Origin of the sequence: Pseudomonas sp. ADAK2 (assembly GCF_012935755.1) — a bacterium.
GTDB lineage: Bacteria > Pseudomonadota > Gammaproteobacteria > Pseudomonadales > Pseudomonadaceae > Aquipseudomonas.
Genome location: NZ_CP052862.1, coordinates 6821278 through 6839532, shown reverse-complemented (window position 1 = coordinate 6839532; position 18255 = coordinate 6821278). Strand labels below are relative to the sequence as shown.

At 59.9% G+C, this 18255-nt stretch carries 9 protein-coding genes and 1 pseudogene; all 10 read right to left on the bottom strand.

Annotated elements, in window-relative coordinates; genetic code table 11:
• Positions 1 to 38 precede the first annotated feature (38 nt).
• Entirely contained in the window at positions 39 to 1211 is a 1173-nt protein-coding gene (locus HKK52_RS31200; protein WP_336604949.1) for an EAL domain-containing response regulator, read from the bottom strand.
• A gap of 48 nt (positions 1212 to 1259) precedes the next feature.
• A complete protein-coding gene (locus HKK52_RS31195) occupies positions 1260 to 2135 on the bottom strand; it encodes a hypothetical protein (protein WP_169373941.1) in 876 nt (291 codons plus the stop codon).
• A 48-nt stretch (positions 2136 to 2183) separates the two neighbouring features.
• Complete coding sequence (locus HKK52_RS32825) at positions 2184 to 8402, bottom strand: YadA-like family protein (protein WP_272900292.1); 6219 nt, start codon at positions 8400 to 8402, stop codon at positions 2184 to 2186.
• Between the two features lie 141 nt (positions 8403 to 8543).
• A pseudogene (locus HKK52_RS33135) lies at positions 8544 to 9032 on the bottom strand (ESPR-type extended signal peptide-containing protein); the annotation flags it as partial.
• A 207-nt stretch (positions 9033 to 9239) separates the two neighbouring features.
• Positions 9240 to 10484 (bottom strand): EAL domain-containing response regulator, encoded by a 1245-nt coding sequence (locus HKK52_RS31185; RefSeq protein ID WP_169373939.1) that lies wholly within the window; start codon positions 10482 to 10484, stop codon positions 9240 to 9242.
• Between the two features lie 501 nt (positions 10485 to 10985).
• A complete protein-coding gene (locus tag HKK52_RS31180) occupies positions 10986 to 14636 on the bottom strand; it encodes a transporter substrate-binding domain-containing protein (protein ID WP_169373938.1) in 3651 nt (1216 codons plus the stop codon).
• Complete coding sequence (locus tag HKK52_RS31175; protein ID WP_149661875.1) at positions 14637 to 15263, bottom strand: response regulator transcription factor; 627 nt, start codon at positions 15261 to 15263, stop codon at positions 14637 to 14639.
• 150 nt (positions 15264 to 15413) lie between these two features.
• Positions 15414 to 16553, bottom strand: a complete 1140-nt coding sequence (locus HKK52_RS31170; protein WP_237150817.1) for an EAL domain-containing response regulator — start codon at positions 16551 to 16553, stop codon at positions 15414 to 15416.
• Between the two features lie 408 nt (positions 16554 to 16961).
• Positions 16962 to 17372, bottom strand: a complete 411-nt coding sequence (locus tag HKK52_RS31165; protein ID WP_169373936.1) for an Arc family DNA-binding protein — start codon at positions 17370 to 17372, stop codon at positions 16962 to 16964.
• Positions 17373 to 17390: 18 nt separating this feature from the next.
• Complete coding sequence (locus tag HKK52_RS31160) at positions 17391 to 18254, bottom strand: LysR substrate-binding domain-containing protein (RefSeq protein ID WP_149661863.1); 864 nt, start codon at positions 18252 to 18254, stop codon at positions 17391 to 17393.
• Between the last annotated feature and the right edge of the window lies 1 nt (position 18255).

Sequence of the window (18255 nt, the reverse complement as noted above, 5' to 3'; positions counted from 1 at the left end):
ACCGGATGACGCCGCATCAATAGCTGTCGGGCGTCCCCTCAGCGGGCGATACGCCGTGCATCCAGCCAACTCAATAAATCCTCGCGACCCATGGGCCGTGCGCACAGATAGCCTTGCCCTTGGGTACACCCGAGCGCCAACAGCTCCTGACGCTGTTCTTCGGTCTCAATGCCTTCGATGACCACCGACATGCCCAGGGCTTCACCCAGGGCCAGCGTGCTGCTGATGACGGCTCGACAACGTGGTCTGTGTTTGAGGCTGCGGACAAATTCGCCATCGAGTTTTATCTCGTTGAAAGGCAACTGACACAGGCGTTGCAACGACGAAAATCCTGCGCCGAAGTCATCGATGGAGAGCTGGCAGCCCATCATCCGCAAGCGCACCAGGCTTTCCATGGCCGTTGCCGGCTCTTCCAGCAAACCCGTTTCGGTCAGCTCGAACGTCAGGTCGCAACCCGATGCACCGTGGGCGTCCAGAATCGTTTTGATGCTTGAAACAAGCCCAGGACTGGTCAGTTGTGCGGGCTGCAAATTGAACGCGACGTTGAGGTGATGGCCTCGCTCCCGAGCGTGTTGTTGCAGGTTCAGTCCTTGATGCAACAGCAGGAACAACAGTTCATCCATCAACCCGCCCTGCTCCATCACGGGCATGAATACCGAGGGCGGCAGCACGCCTTTGACGGGGTGATGCCATCGCGCCAGAACCTCGACACCTTGAACCCCGTCGGTCAGCAGATCGAATTTCGGCTGGAAATAAGCGTGCAGTTGCTGATCGTCAAGCGCCCGACGCATAGCCTCCTGACTGGCCAGCGTCGTCACCGAAGGAAAAGGTCGCGCGTGCCTTGCCAACAACTCCTGCAACGCATCAAGCCGCAAGGGTTTGCCGATGTCGCCGAGCATCACCAGTCCCGACAACGCAATGATCTTCCGCACGCTACGACGCAAATCCGCCGACAGCGCGCTGCTGATTATGATCGACCCCACCAGCCCGGACAGACCTGCGCTACGCAAGAATTCCAGGCCGCCCATGCCTTGCATTCGCAGGTCGCACAACGCGATATCGACCGGCCCCACTCGCTCGAGAATGGCCAGCGCTTGCGCACCGTCGGCGGCGACAAAAACTTCCCGGCAGCCCAATTGCCGAAGCATGTCGAGCGCAGCCGAACGCTGGAAGGAATGATCCTCAAGGACCAGAACGCGTAGCGGGAGCATGGGCATCTTGGGTGGCTCGCAGGGTGATGGAGTAATCAGGCACGAGGATTACGATTGGGGCGGTGTCAGCAGCCCTTTGATCAGCGGCGAAAAGTACGCCACTTGAAGGGGATAATCGCGCCCCAGCAATTTGCCTTCGCCATACCAGGTGATACCGCTCTGGTTGAGGATCAGACCGTTGCTGCCAAACTCGAATACGCTGCCCAGGGAACTGCTGAACACGAAGCGGCTGTCATCCATTTCCACCAGCTTGTACTGCGTGCCCGCAGGCGGCAGTTGATCCTTGATCCGTTGCAGGTAAGTCGGTGCCAGCCGATCAAACAACTGCCTGGCGCGCTCACGATATTGGGGAACGGTTAAACCGGGACTGCGTTGCAACTCGGCGGCGATCACTGCAAACACATCGGCATTGGCCCGCGCCTCCGCCAGCTTGATCGACAGCGCCGCGGCCAACAGCGCGTTATCGACCTGCAGCGAAGATTTCTCCGGCTGCCCATTGGCCGCCGGTGTCGTGACCGGGCGCATGAACTCCGCCGCATCGACCGTCGACAACACGGTGGTCGCCAGATACGCCGCACACGCCGTGGTCTGCCCCGCCTGATCACCGTTGACCAACAGCGAGAACTGGCTGCCGTGGGTGGGCAACGTTTGTGCATCGACCCCTTGTTGCTTGAGGAAGGCGTTGACCTGCTCCTGTTTCACCTCGCCCCGGGCCAGCGCGCAAAGCTGCTCCATCACCGGCGTATTACGCTGACCGTTGAACTTCGGTGACAGCTCGAATATCGCATCATGAATCACCGGCAACGCGGGAACGTCGATCCAGTTGCCAGGGACATCCGTCGGCTTGTTGGCCAGGAACTTGTCGTAACCGGCCAACGCCAGCAGGGTGATCAGCGTGGTGACGAAAATCGATTTCATGTTCATAGTTTTTGCCTGAGAAAAAGTCGGATAGAGAAGTATCAAAAACAGCCATCACCACTGGTAACCAACGCCCACGGCTACGCCGACATTGCGTTGAGTGTCGGTACTGCCCTGCACCTTGGTCAGCCACCGGCCATTGCCGGACAAATGTGAAACACCGAAAGCCAACGCCGCTTGACCGCGATAGGTACTGGCGGCCGCCGTCGTCATGCTGGCGCCCGGCGAGTAAGACTGCGGCAAGCTGGCCATCGCCATGGCACCGGCAATCCCCGCGCTGAGCGTTTCATCCTGCTTCTTGATGTCATTTTTCAGCTCCGAATAACGCTGGTCGGTGTAGGCATTCGCGTTGTCGGTGATGCCCGCCACGCTCTTGGTCAACTGGTCGACGTTCACCGCGTCCGTGCCGCTGGTACCTGCCGCGATGTTGGTAAGCTGCCGCTCGTTGCCCACGCTGCCGACCGATACGCTGTTCTCGCGATCAGCCACCGCATTGGCGCCCAGTGCCGTGGCGTTTTTGGCGCTCGCCTTGGCACCGTTGCCCAGGGCGACCGAGTTTTCCCCGCTGGCCTGCGACTGGGTGCCCACCGCCGCACTGTTTTTGCCCGACGCCATCGCCCCCGCACCACCGGCTATCGAATCGACACCGGTGGCTTTCGGCTTGGCGGCCGCGCTGCCGTTGCTCACCTGGAACATGCCGTCGGTGCCGTTCTTGATGTTGGAGACATCGCCCTCGACAGTGCTGATGCGGGCGCCCTGCTGAACCGCAGCGCCATTGAGATTGGCGATCGAGTCATCCGTGTACTGCTTCGATTCGGCGACCGCACCATCGAGCTGCCGCACGTTGACCGCATCGGTGGCGTCCTTGCCGTCGGCAACGTTGCTGACAGTGCGAGTTGTGCCGGTCGCCGCATCGCCCACCGACACCGTGCCCGAGCTCACGTTGTTCACCCCGGAATACTGGCCGGTGTAAGTCTCCGCCCCTCGCCCCCCATCGCTGGAATCGCTGCCCAGTGCAACGCTGCCGTCAGCGGAAGCCTTGGCACCGTTGCCTATCGCCACCGAGTGGCTACCCGATGCTTGCGCGTTGGGGCCCAAGGCCATCGAGTTGGAGCCGCTGGCCGCCGAGTCGGCGCTGCTGGAATTGACGTGCAGATACTTGATCCCGCCGCCCGAGCCAATGACGCTCTCAAGGCCGCCGACCCGACCATCGAGGTTGGTGATGTTCGTGGTGTTTTGATCCACTTGATCGCCGACCGATTTCAGTTGCGCCACATTGACCGCGTCGTTGTCCTGCGTACCCGCCGACAGCCCGGTCAGCTTGCGATTGCCCGCCGCAGTACCGATGCCGATTTCACCGACCGATGTCTGCGGAGCCGCCAAGTGATAGGCGCTGTAACCCGATTCGGCGCCGACTGAGGTCAGCGAATCCGATCCCAACGCCACGCTCATGGCCTGGCTCGCATTGGCCCCTGCGCCCAAGGCAACGCTGCCTGTAGCGGAAGCGCTGGCGCCGCTGCCTATCGCCTCCGAGGCATTACCCGACGCCTGAGCATTGGGGCCCAAGGCCATCGAGTCGATACCGGTGGCCGCCGAGTCGACGCCGGTCGAGTTGACGTGCAAATACTTGATGCCACCACCGGAGCCAACAAGACTCTCGAGGCCGCCGACCCGACCGTCCAGGTTGGTAATGCTCGTGGTGTTTTGATCCACCTGATCACCCACCGATTTCAGTTGCGCCACGTTGACCCCGTCATTGTCCTGGGTGCCTGCCGCCAGCCCGGTCAACTTGCGATTGCCCAGCGCCGTACCGACGCCGATCTCGCCGACCGATGTCTGCGGAGTCGCCAAGCGATAGGCGCTGTAATTCGTCTCGGCCCCAACCGTGTTCACCGAACTTGAGCCCAACGCCACGCTCATGGCCTGACTCGCATTGGCCCCGGCGCCCAACGCCACTGATTGCTCTGCACCTGCTTGGGCCGCGCTGCCCATGGCGATACCGGAGGCGAGCAACACCTGGGTATTGCGGCCGATGGCAATGCCACCAGCACCGGCCAGACCGACAGTGGCTTGGTTGCCGATACCAATGCCGTTGTCGCCGTTGACCACGGTGGCCGGACCGACCGCAACCGACTCTGCACCGGTGGACAGTGAGTCCGCAGGGTTCGTCGAATTGGTGTGAAAATAACGGGTGCCGGTCGAACTCAAGGAGCCCATCGCCCCGGTCAATTGACGCAGGGTCACGGCGTCGTGATCCTGGGTGGCGTCCGCCACGTTGGTGATCTGCCGGTAGCTGCCGGCCTTGCCCACCGAAACCGAGCCGAGCAAGGTAGCGTCCGAGGTGTCATAAACGATCGCGCCACTACCGACCGGGATAGTGCCGGTGGCGGGTGCCAGGGCACGGTCGGCGACCGAACCTTCACCCAGAGCGATACCGCCCAAGACCTGAACCTGACTCAGATGCCCAAGCGCCAGACCACCATCAGCGGTGGCGTTGGAACCCGAGCCGGCGGCAAACGAATTGGCGCCTGCGGCGATGGACACCGGCCCGATTGCCACGCTGTCCACGCCGGTTGCGGTGCTGTCGGCGAGCGTCGAGTTGCTGTGGAAATACTTGATACCGGTGCCGTTGTTGAGAAGGCTGTCGACCTGAGTCCCCAACCCATTGACCGCGGTGTTGGTGGAGAACAACTGACTGCCGTTGACCGCGTCCGTGCTAGTCGCAGAGACCTGACCGGCGGCCACGTTGGTGATTTGTCGTTCGTTGCCAGCGCTGCCGACGCTCAATACGCCGGTCGGTGCAGCGCCGGCGTAATTGTAGGTGGTGCCATTGATCACACCCGAGGCGGTAGCGACAGCAGCGGCCGTGGTGGCGCCGTTGCCCAGGGCGACCGAATTGGCGGTGCCCGCCACGGCACCATTGCCGATGGCCACCGCGTTAGTTGCAGATGCATTGGCCGTCGGACCGACAGACACGCTGTCCAGACCGGTCGCAGTGCTGTCGGCGAGCGTCGAGTTGCTGTGGAAATACTTGATACCGGTGCCGTTGTTGAGAAGGCTGTCGACCTGAGTCCCCAAGCCATTGACCGCGGTGTTGGTGGAGAACAATTGGCTGCCGTTGACCGCATCGGTACTGGCCGCAGACACCTGCCCGGCTGCCACGTTGGTGATCTGCCGTTCATTGCCAGCGCTGCCGACGCTCAGTACGCCAGTCGGTGCAGCACCGGCGTAATTGAAGTTGGCGCCGTTGATCACACCCGAGGCGGTAGCGACCGCGGCAGCCGTGGTGGCGCCGTTGCCCAAGGCGATGGAGTTGGCGGTGCTAGCGATGGCGCCGTTGCCGATCGCGACCGCATTCGCTGCAGTCGAACTCGAAGCGGGGCCGACGGCCACGCTGTCCACACCGGTTGCGGTGCTGTCGGCGAGCGTCGAGTTGCTGTGGAAATACTTGATGCCGGTGCCATTGTTGAGGAGGTTGTTTACCTGAGTCCCCAAGCCGTTGACCGCAGTGTTGGTGGAGAACAACTGGCTACCGTTGACCGCATCGGTGCTGGCCGCAGACACCTGCCCTGCTGCCACGTTGGTGATCTGCCGTTCATTGCCGGCGCTGCCCACGCTCAGTACGCCAGTCGGTGCAGCACCGGCGTAATTGAAGTTGGCGCCGTTGATCACACCCGAGGCGGTAGCGACCGCGGCAGCCGTGGTGGCGCCGTTGCCCAAGGCGATGGAGTTGGCGGTGCTAGCGATGGCGCCGTTGCCGATCGCGACCGCATTCGCTGCAGTCGAACTCGAAGCGGGGCCGACGGCCACGCTGTCCACACCGGTTGCGGTGCTGTCGGCGAGCGTCGAGTTGCTGTGGAAATACTTGATGCCGGTGCCATTGTTGAGGAGGTTGTTTACCTGAGTCCCCAAGCCGTTGACCGCGGTGTTGGTGGAGAACAATTGGCTGCCGTTGACCGCATCGGTACTGGCCGCAGACACCTGCCCGGCTGCCACGTTGGTGATCTGCCGTTCATTGCCAGCGCTGCCGACGCTCAGTACGCCAGTCGGTGCAGCACCGGCGTAATTGAAGGTGGTGCCGTTGATCACACCCGAGGCGGTAGCGACAGCGGCAGCCGTGGTGGCGCCGTTGCCCAAGGCGATGGAGTTGGCGGTGCTAGCGATGGCGCCGTTGCCGATCGCGACCGCATTCGCTGCAGTCGAACTCGAAGCGGGGCCGACGGCCACGCTGTCCACACCGGTTGCGGTGCTGTCGGCGAGCGTCGAGTTGCTGTGGAAATACTTGATTCCGGTGCCATTGTTGAGGAGGTTGTTTACCTGAGTCCCCAAGCCGTTGACCGCAGTGTTGGTGGAGAACAACTGGCTACCGTTGACCGCATCGGTGCTGGCCGCAGACACCTGCCCTGCTGCCACGTTGGTGATCTGCCGTTCATTGCCGGCGCTGCCGACGCTCAGTACGCCGATCGGTGCCGTCCCCGCATAGTTGTAGGTTGTGCCGTTGATCACGCTGGAGGCGGTGGCGACAGCGGCAGCCGTGGTGGCGCCGTTGCCCAGGGCGACGGAATTGGCGTCGCCCGCCACCGCGCCATTGCCGATAGCCACCGCGTTCGTCGCGGTGGAACTGGCCGCCGGACCGACAGCCACGCTGTCCTGACCGGTCGCGCTGCTGTCGGCCAGCGTTGAATTGGTGTGGAAATACTTGATCCCGCCGCCGTTGCTGAGGCTATTGACGGTTTGGTTGGTCGCGAACAATTGCGCGCCGTTCACGGCATCGGTGCTGGTGCCGTTCAACGTGCCGGCGGCGACGTTGGTCAACTTGACCGCCGTACCTGCCGGGTTGAAGGTCACTTGAGTCTTGGTGGTGGCGTCGTCGTATTTCACCGCCACGGCAGCGGTGTTGGTCACGCTGGTATTGAGGTTGGTCAATGCCGCGCCGACGTTGTTGCTGACTAACGGACCGGTGTTGGTGCCGTTCACGCTGATGCTGTTGGTGGAATAACTAGGCGCCGTCCATGTCCCCGCAGTCCCATTCAGTGCCGCGCCGCCGCCCAGGGCTGTCGCCGTGTCCTGCCCCACTTTATTCAGTTGGCTGACATTGACCGCATCAGTGGCCTGACTGCCAGCAGCAAGACCGGTAAGGCGACGGCCGTCGGCACCGTTGCCGATGTTCACTTCGCCGCCTGCCGTCGCCGTGCCGCCAACGCCATAAGCCGCGTTAGCCAGCGTAGTGCCAGTGGCGGATGAGTTAGCACCGAGCGCGACGCCGTTTGCCACGGTCGCACTCGCGAGCGGGCCGATGGCCACGCTGTCCAGGCCGGTCGCGGTGCTGTCGGCCTGCGTCGAATTGGCATGGAAATACTTGATGCCCGCGCCATTGTTGATGCTGTTAAGGGTTTGGTTGGTTGCGAACAATTGCGAGCCGTTCACCGCTTCGGTGCTGGTGCCGCTCAAGGCACCGGCCGCGACATTGGTCAACTTGACCGAAGTCCCTGCCGGGTTGAAGGTCACCTGAGTCTTGGTAGTGGCGTCGTCGTATTTCACCGCCACGGCGGCAGTGTTGGTCAGGCTGGTATTGAGGTTGATCAGCGCCGCGCCGACGTTAGTGCTGACTAGCGGACCGGTATTGGTCCCGACAGCGTTGATGCTGTTGGTGGAGTAGCTCGGCGCCGTCCACGCCCCGGTGGCGGCATTGACTGCCGCACCGCCACCCAGCGCAGTCGCCGTGTTTTGACTGTCTGTAAACAATTGGCTGCCATTCACAGCATCGGTACTGGTGGCGTTCAAGACACCGACCGCGATATTGGTCAGCTTGACCGCCGTACCCGCCGGGTTGAAGGTCACCTGGGTTTTGGTAGCGGCGTTGTCGTATTTCACCGCGACGGCGGCCGTGTTGGTCAGGCTGGTGTTGAGGTTGGTCAGTGCCGCGCCGACATTGTTGCTGATTAACGGGCCGGTGCTGGTGCCGACAGCGTTGATGCTGTTGGTGGAGTAACTGGGAGCGGTCCATGCCCCGGTGGTCGCATTAAGTGCCGCGCCGCCGCCCAGGGCTGTCGCCGTACTCTGGCCTAATTGATTGAGTTGACTGACGTTGACGGCGTCCGTCGCACTGGCACCGGCGGCAAGACCGGTAATACGGCGGCCGTTGACGCCGTTGGCGATGTTCACTTCACCGCCCGCCGTTGCTGTGCCGCCGACACCATAAGCCGCGGTAGTCAGCTTGGTACCGTCGGCTAATGAGTTCGAGCCCAGCGCCACGCTGTTGGCAGAGGTCACGGATGCCGATGCACCAATCGCAACACCGGAACTGGATGTCACCGATGTATCCGTCCCCAAGGCAACACTGTTATCTCCAGCAGCCGTAGCAGCCAATGCTGCAGTTGAGCCGCCGCCCAGAGCGATCGCATTTAATCCAGCGGCGCTGGCGAACGAACCTAACGCCGTGGCGTTTTCGCCGGAAACCGCAGTCTTTTCACCTACCGCCGTTGCGTTCTTGCTCGACGCACTGACGGCCCAACCTACGCCGGTCGCATTCTCACCAGTCACGTTTATCTGGCGACCCAGGCCAATAGAGTTAGCTCCCGTTGCGGTAGCAAAGTCGCCTATCGCGATACTGATGTTTTTAGCAGTGGCTCCTGCACCACCGGCGATAGCAATGGAACTATCAGTCGCCACCGCTGGAATTGATGAAGTATCGGTAGTGTTTTGCAGGGAAGTTGCAGCCAGCACCGGGCTCATTGCTCCCAAAGATAAAACGGCCATCGCAGCAGCACACGCACCAGACGTTTTCAAAACCCGCTTACGCTGCCCCGCCGGCCCGCTCTTGGTCTTTTTACAGGCCAGTTCCGAAGCAACTACCCAGCAACCCAGCGATGTATTCCAGACAACCGAAAATATTTTATTCATCTATGAATTGGCGTCGAGCCAACCTCCGAATCACGTGTCATCCATGGCGTGATGACGTCCGCTTTTTCAATCAATACTTGATATAAAAACCCTGCTCACAAACGACACTCCGCCTCTGAAACGACAAGTGTTCAATCTTCGTTTTATGCAAGTAACAGCAACTACCAAGGAATTAAGAGATCGTATTGTCTCGACTTGCCAACATGATTAAGTTAGGAAATTTCCTGCTGTTTGTAGGAAATTTCCCGAGCAACTAACCGCCGCCATCCGCTGAAGATCCAACCAGTTCAATAAACCCGCCGCCGTCATCGGTCGGGAACACAAGTAGCCCTGCCCTTGCGTACAGCCAAGTTCCAGCAATACCTGACGTTGCTCTTCGGTTTCGATCCCTTCGACGACGACCGTCATGCCCAATGCTTCGCCCAGCGCCAGGGTGCTTTTTATAACGGCGCGGCAGCGCGGCTCTTGTTTGAGCCCGCGAACGAACTCGGCGTCGAGTTTGATTTCGTTGAACGGCAACTGACACAGGCGCTGCAACGACGAAAACCCCGCGCCGAAATCATCGATCGACAGGTTGCAACCCATCATTCGCAAGCGCACCAGGCTTTCCAGACTGGCCGCAGGGGCTTCGAGCAGACCCGTTTCCGTCAACTCGAACGTCAGCCCTGAACCGGGCAGATCATGCGCGATCAGCATCGCCTTGATCCGGCACGTGAGTTCGGCATTCACCAATTGCACAGCGTGCAGATTGAAGGCGATATTCAGCGCCAATCCCTGCCTGAGTACCTGCCGCTGTAGCCTCAAGCCTTGTTCCATTTGCAGGATCAGCAAGTCATCCATCAACCCGCAACGCTCGATAATCGGCATGAACACCGAGGGCGGCAGCACACCTTTGGAGGGATGGTGCCAACGGGCCAAGGCTTCGACGCTGCTGACTTCGCCGGTCATCAGGTCGAATTTTGGCTGGAAGTACGTCTGCAACTGCTGATCAGCCAGTGCCCGGCGCACCTCCTCTTCCGAGGCCTGCACCGTCACTGCCGGGACGACCCGTTCGCCAATGGGTTCGTGCATGTGTTTTGCCAGCAATCGTTGCAGCGCTCCGAACTGCAAAGGCTTGCTGACATCGCCCAGCAACACCATCCCCAACATCGAAACCAGTTGCCCCACCGCCCGACGCACATCGGCCGACAGCGAACTGCTGATGATGATCGCCCCCGCCAGACGCGATCGCCCCACGCTCTGCAGAAGCTCAAGGCTGTCGACACCGTCCATGCGCAGGTCACACAGGGTGATATCCACCGCACCGACCTGCCCCAGGATCGCCAGGGCTTGTGCGGCATCGCTGGCTACGAAGACTTCCTGGCATCCGGATTGCCACAGCATGTTCACCGCCATCGAGCGATGGAAGGCGTTGTCGCCAAGAACCAGGATGCGCAACGGGAGCATGGGCATGGACGCGGCTCACAATGAAAGGAATGAGCCAATTGTCCGGCGTAGGCCGGTGGGTATCGTTAGGAAATTTCTCCCTGAATGTAGGAAATTTCCGAGCGTCACGCCCCTCCCGGTAATGCGGCATATCGTCAGCGGAATGCTGGTTCTTTGAGAAATTTCCTACATACACAACGTTGTATCCATCACTAATGTTTAGCGCTCGTTGTATGCAGTTATTAGCCAACTTTCCCAAGACAGAGTCCGAGATGACTAAAGAGCGAAATCAACTACGGGTATTAATCAGGCGCCACGAAGACAACCTGAAGTTGCTGACTGCACATAGTGAATCGTGGCGCGGCGAAGATCGCGATAGAGGCGCCGCGACCCTGCAGAACCTGACAGTGCAAATGGAAAGACTGTTGCAGCAGTTGAACAAGCGCAGGGGCCGCAAACTAGAGGACTGATCTTGTGCACTAAAGTGAACTCAAGTCAGGGTCGGGAGTTTTAGCCCGACACCGGGGTCTACAACACCGGATCAGCCATGCGCTGCTCCAGCGTTTGCGCCAATCGCTCCATCGCTTGCTGCAACGCATCCACCGCCTCGGTCAACAGGATCGAGTCCGACCCCATACAGATGACCTCTAATTGCTCGCAGCACAGGATCAGGCTCTGCGCCTTGATGATGCGGGCGCCGCCCTTGACTCGATGGGCCAGATCGGAAAGACCTGACAAGTCATGCTCGCCGAACAGTTTGATCAGCCGCAACATGTCTTCTTCATTACTGGACGCCAGATCACCGAGCAGGTTTTTGATCGCGTTGCGATCTCCACGGGTCAGTTGCTGCAAGCTGCTCAAATTGATGTCGCCATCAATCTCTGGCATCGGCGCGCCAAGGGGTAATGACTTGGTACCGGGTTGTACTGAGGCCAGTCTGGCGCTCAACTCCAGGAGGCTGATGGGTTTGAACAGGCAATCGTCCATTCCCTCGGCCAGGCAGCGTTCTTTTTCCTCTGGCTGGGCGTTGGCGGTGAATCCCAGGATCAGGCACGGCTCGGCGCCCGAAGCCTTTTCTTCATCACGAATGGCCCGCGTCAGCTCGTAACCGTTCATCACGGGCATGTTGCAGTCGGTAATGACCACATCGAAGTTGCCGTTGCGCCAGGCGCGCAGGCCATGGGCGCCATCCTCGGCGTCGCAGACGCCGTGACCGAGATAGGACAATTGCTGGGAAAGCAGCAAGCGGTTGGCCGGGTAGTCGTCAATCACCAGGATATTGAGCACCCACGCCTGAGACGCCAGCTCGACCGCCGGCAATTCGGCAGCGGGCACAGGTTGCAAGATCAGCAGATCGAGACGGATATCAATCTGCGTGCCCTTGCCCGGCACGCTGCTCAGGTGCAATTGGCCGTGCATCATTTCACACAGGGTCCGGCTGATGACCAGGCCCAGCCCCGAACCACCCCGCGCCGACTGATTATTATTGCTGGCCTGGCCGAAAGGGTTGAACAGCCGCTCCTGATCCGAGGTGGAAATGCCAATGCCGGAATCCTTGACTTGCACATGAAGCGCCAATCGCTCGCCGCACACGCCAGGCGCCGCCTGCACGCTCAAGCGCACCTCGCCTTCGTCGGTAAACTTGATCGCGTTGCTCAGCAGGTTGGACAGAATCTGTTTGAAACGCAGCGGATCGATCAGCACATCGCGACTGGCCTTGAGATCAAAATCCAGCAACAACCGCAGGCCTTTTTGCCGGGCCACCCCTTCGAACATGCGCACCACCGACTCGACCAACTCGCGCAAACTGGCCCGTTCCGGGGTCAGGGACAGGCGACCGGATTCAATGCGGGCGATATCGAGAATGTCACCGATCAGGTCCAAAAGGCCCCGCGCCGCGCCAGAAGCCACTTCGATGGCGAAGCGGTCCATGACGCCTTGATCGGCTTTCTTCATCGCCAGTTCGAGCATGCCGATCACGGCATTCATCGGGGTGCGGATTTCATGGCTCATGGTGGCCAGGAACGTGGTTTTCGCCCGGTTGGCGTCATCGGCGCTTTTCTTGGCACTCTGCAATTGATCCAACAGGCGCTGGCGGTCGCTGATATCGATCCAGCCGGCGATGATCCCGGCCACCACGCCATCACTGGTGTGATACGGCAGCATCCAGTGGTATACCGTATGCACCACGCCGTCCTTGTGGGTGTACGTCCGATCCTGGATCCAGCGCGTCCCGTCCTCCATCACCTTGATGTACTCGGCCTGAAAGGTCTGCGCATCGGAGTTGCCGATCAATATGCTATCGGTAATCTTCTGGCCCATCACCGCCTCGCGCGGGACACCCAGCACATCGAGGTAAGCCGAGTTACAACTCACCAACCGCCCCTGACGGTCACGGACATAAATCGGGTGCGGCGTGCCGTCGATCAAGACGCGCATGAACTCCATCTGGTCGTTGAGCGCCAACTCGGCCTTTTCGCGAGTGGACACCAACCGGCGCAGGTAAATGATCCAAACCACGGCCATCAACAACAATAGCGCAAACAGGACAAAACCCTGGATGACCGCCGAGCGATGGTGCAGCCAGTTGTCGTTATCGATCACCACATCGTGGCGCCAACGGCCGGTCAGCTCATCCAGTTCTTCCGGGGGAATGCTTTGCAGGGCTTTGTCCAGGATCGAGTACAACTCCAGCGCCCCACGGTCGGTGGCGAAACTCGCCTGGGCCGACTGCAAACCGACGACATTGGCAATGTGCAGGAGGTCGCGGAACTGGCGCAAAATCAAGTAACGCCCATTGATCAGCGAGTTGATGGCGCCATCCGCCTCCCCCTTGGCCACCAACACCATGGCATCGGCTGCAGTCTTGGTCTGGATCAACTCAATGCCGGGGAATTTATCTCTAATGAAGTCGTACAGCGCATTGCCGCGCCGCAGTGCCAGTTTTTTACCGACCATGCCGTCCAGTGTTTGCGCACTGCCCGACTCGTCCCGCGTGATCAGGACAAACGGGTTAGTCAAATAAGGACGGGTGAACCGCAGCTCGCCTTCGCGTTCGGTAGTGGGCGTGAACGCCGCGATCAGATCAGCATTGCCGACCCGGATCTGCTCGATCAACTTGTCCATCGAGTTGCCGCGCAGCACATCGAATTTCAAACCGGTGCGCTGGCTGATCTTGGCCAGCACCTCGGCACTGATGCCGCGGAACTCACCCTGATCATCGAAGAAGGACATGGGGGCCAGGCTGTCATTGACCGCCACGGTCAGGCGAGGATGTTTTTTCAGCCAGCGCTCTTCGGCCGCACTGAACTGCAATGGATGAAGCCCGGAAAGGCTCATGTCACCGGCACTCCAACGGCGCAGAATCGTCATGCGCTCAGTGATGGGGATCACCGCCAGCGCGGCATTGACGATGTGCAGCAGACGCCGATTGTCCTGGGGCGTGGCAAAGGAAAAATGCGTGGTGTACACCCCGGACAATGCCGTCAGGTGGACGTCATTGAGGAAGTGTTTGTTGACCAGATAATGGGTGCTGATGGCATCACCCACGTAAGCATCCGCGTGTCCGAACGCCACGGCACCGATCGCGCCCTGGGCCGAAGGGTAAAACTGCAGTTGCGCCTTGGGGTAGGCGGCACGGACTGCGTCTGTCGGCTGATAGTGGTCAAGCATGGCCAGGCGACTGTCGGCCAGGTCAGGCGCCAATACCTGATCCGCGCCACTGTGGGTCACCAGTGCCGACGGCGCGTCGGCATAGGCACTGCTCAGCGCCAGCTCTGGATCGGCCCCATCGAAACTGTTGGCAGTGCCCACCAGATCCAGCTCACCGAGTTTGAGTGCCTGGATCACCTCGGCTCGTGAGTCATAACGCCGAACCTCGACCTTGATGTGCAGCATGGTGGCCAACAGCTCGGCATAATCGGCGGTGATACCCTCGTAATCCTGGCCGTTGGTAACCATATCGAAGGGCGCATAATCCGACGCCGACACGCCCAGGCGCAGCGAGCTTTTGTTGCGTAACCATCGCCAATCCGCCTCCTCCAGAACGACAGCAGCGTTCGCGCCATTTGAACGGCCGAAGAGGTTCAGGGATTGCGCCTCGGCTTGTGCTGTCGAGGCACTTCCTAACGGTCCCAGCAGACAGACGGCAAGCAAATAGTTGCGCAGATGAATTTTCATTTAGATCAGATTATTACGCTTGGCGAAGTCGGCCAGATACACCACCGACTTCACGTTGAGTTTTTCGATCAAACGGGTTTTATAGGTACTGACGGTCTTGTTGCTCAGCAACATGGCATCGCCAATTTCCTTGTTGCTCAGGCCCCGGGCCAGTTGCTGCAAAATCACCAGTTCACGATCGGACAAGCCGCGGATCATCTCCAGCTCAGTGGAATCGATATCGCTTCGGCGTACGGAATTGCCCGCCAGGTTGGGAAAGAAGGTATAGCCCGCCATAAGCGCCTTGATCGCTTTGCTCAATTCACTCAATTCATCGGTTTTCGAGATATAACCGGCAGCGCCTGCTTTCATGCAGCGCATGGCATAAAAGGCGGCGGACTGGGAGGTCAATACCAGGATCTTGCTCGACAGTTTCAGCGCGCTGATCCGGTTGATGACTTCCAATCCATCCAGGCTCGGCATGGCGATATCCAGCAGGATCAGTTCCGGGTCGTGCTTGCGAGCCAGTTGCACCGCATCCACGCCATTATCAGCCTCGGCGACGACTTCGAATTGCTCGCGTTCCAGCAACACTTTTACAGTTGCCCGAATGAACGGATGATCGTCTACAACCAATGCTTTATGCATTTGAACCTCACGGTAATACGCACAGGAGATACCAGTGACGGGAAGAGCCATGCATCAAAAGAGTATGGAACAATTCACCGGCCTATGTAGCTCACCTCACTACGTAATCGGCAGCCCTATCGAAATCTTTCCGACGTTGCGCCGACATTTTCAAGCGGGTAATTTCGGGTTCCGCAACCATTGCACGAACCGCTGGGCATCCATGGGCCGCGCCAGGTGGTAACCCTGGCCGAATGAACAGCCCATCTCCACCAGCCCATCCCGGATCAACTGGCTGCCGACTCCCTCGATCACCAGGCTCATGTTCAGCACCCGGGCCAACGCCACGGTGCTGGTGACCATTGCCCTGGTGCGCGGATCGGCAATGGAACGCACGAGTTGTCCGTCAAGTTTGAGTTGGTTGAATGGCAGGTGGCAGAGCAGTGTCAGCGAGGAAAAACCCATGCCGAAATCGTCGATCGACAGGCTGCACCCCATCATGCGCAGGCGCAGCAGGTTTTCCCGGGTCGCCCTGGGGATGTCGAGCAAGCCGTTTTCGGCCACTTCGAACAACAACGTCGACCCCGGGAAGTCGTTGGACTTCAAGACCTGGTGAATGTGGTCAGTCAGGTCATCGCGGGCCAGTTGCGAGGCGTGAAGGTTGAAGGCCAATTCCACGCCCAGGCCGGACTGGCGCAAGGCGTGCAGCAGACTCATCCCTTGCTCCAGCATTTGCTTGAGCATTTCATCGATCAGGTCATAGGCCAGCACCGCGGCCAGAAAGTCCTTGGGCAATAGCAGCCCCCTGACCGGGTGCTCCCAACGCGCCAATGCTTCAGCCCCGGCCAATACCGTGCCGTTCATCTCGAACTTGGGTTGGAACCAGGCTTTGAACTCCCCCAACGCCAGGCCCCGGCGAACATCCTCTTCGCTGGGCAGCTTGTATGGCGGTGCGGGATCGACGTCCGGTAGCAGGCGCCGGTGGCCATAACGCTGCAAGATTTGCTGCAACGAATACAACTGCGTGGGTTTGCTCAGGACGCCCAGCAACTGCAATCCGGCAAAGTTGGTCATCTGTTCGACGGCGCGACGCAGCTCCGGCCGGAACTCACTGCACAGGGCAACCGCGCGAACCATTCCGTTCTGCCCGACAGAATGCAGAAAGTCCTGACAATTGAGGGCCGTATTCCCCAGGTCACAGAGCACAATATCCACGCCCCCCGCGCGGCGGATCTGCGCCATCGCCCCTTCGTTGTTATCGGCCTGCAAAATATCGATGACGCCCAGATGCTGCAGCGCCGTGACCAACACACCACGCCGAAACGAGTGATTTTCTAATACGAGAACGCTAGGGGAATCCATCTCGCTGCTTACCCTGCAATACATGGAAGCAAAATTGTGGCTATTTCATGACACAGCGAGCGAAGGATTTATCTCCCTGATCTGTAGGAAATTTCCTAGGCGCAATATCAGCCAAGCACGGTTCTGTAGCAGCTGGCGAAGCCTGCGTTCGGCTGCGCAGCAGTCGTGAGTTCAGGCAACGCAGTGCATCAGTAAGACCTTGTGCCCAGGTTTTACGACTGCTTCGCAGCCGAACGCAGGCTTCGCCAGCTGCTACAAAGGTCGTGATATGACTCATTTGATTGGTATCGGGAGCTCAGGCGGCGCGGAATTCATGGCACGACATGAAGGGGTAACCGGGTGCGAGGCCGCTTCCGGTTAGTCCGAATCAGCAGTGGCTTCGATCTTCTCCAGTGTCTGATTAGCTCCGAGCACCTCACGAATCAAAGCCAGTCTGATTTCATCATGACCCGGTTTGCCCCTGTCCAGGGCCGCGAACGATTGCTCCATTCGAATGACGATTTCAGCGTTCAGGCTTCGCCTGTTCTCTTTCGCAATACGTTTTAACGTGAGGCGCAAACCCTCAGGTAATCGAAGAACAAACCTATTGAGTGCTTTTTCCACCACCAACCCCTGAAAACCGTGAGAGTTCGGTAGTTTGGTCTCCAGCAATGTGAATTTTATGTAGGGCTTTTCTTGCATGAAGGCGAGAAATTTCCCACAAACGCCACTCGCCTCCCAGCGCAAGACCTGTGGCGAGGGAGCAAGCTCCCTCGCCACAGTGGTCATTGCCAACGTTACAAAGAGTCACGCGAACTCCTCGCGCAACATCCCCACAAACGCCTCCCGCGCCGGGTGAACGCCGGCGTTTTCATGCCAGTAGAATAAATTCTCCACCGCCGTCAGCTCCGGGAACTCGTACCCCGCGCAACCTGCGCCTTTGGCGAACTGATCGAACACCCCTTTGGGCACCAGCGCCACGCCGGCACCGGCACTGACGCAACCGACAATCGCGCCGTAACTGGCCAGGCTGACAATCGGCAACGCCTGCCCCTGGCGCAGCAACCAATGCTCCAGCGCCGCGCGATAGGGACAGCCCTGGGGCCACATGAACACGGTTTTGTCCTGCAAATCGGTGATGTCGCGCACCGGCCCCAGGGACGTCGAGGCAATCAGCAGCAGCTCTTCGCGGTACATCGGCGTGCGCTTGAGTTGTGAGCGCTCGACATCCACCGCGACGATGGCACCGTCGAGGCGGTGATTGGCGGTGTCGTCGAGCAGTTGACTCCAGGTGCCGGTGGTCAGCTCCAGCGCGACGCCGGGATAGCGTTTGTGGAATTTGGCCAACAAGCGCGGTAAGCGCCCGGTGGCCGAGGATTCGATGGCGCCGATGCGCAGCGGCCCGGACGGCTCGGCGCACGGGTCCAGTGCGCGCTTGGCTTCAGCGGTCAGCGCGAGGATCTTCGAGGCATAGGCCAGGAACGTTTGCCCCGACGGACTGATCCGCAACCCCCTGCCCTCGCGCAGGAACAGCGCCACCCCCAACTCGGCTTCCAGCGCCTTGATCCGCGCCGTGATATTCGACGGCACGCAGTGCAACAGCTGCGCCGCCCGGGCAATGCTGCCGACGTCGGCGACGGTCTTGAACATGCGAATCTGAGCCAATTCCATA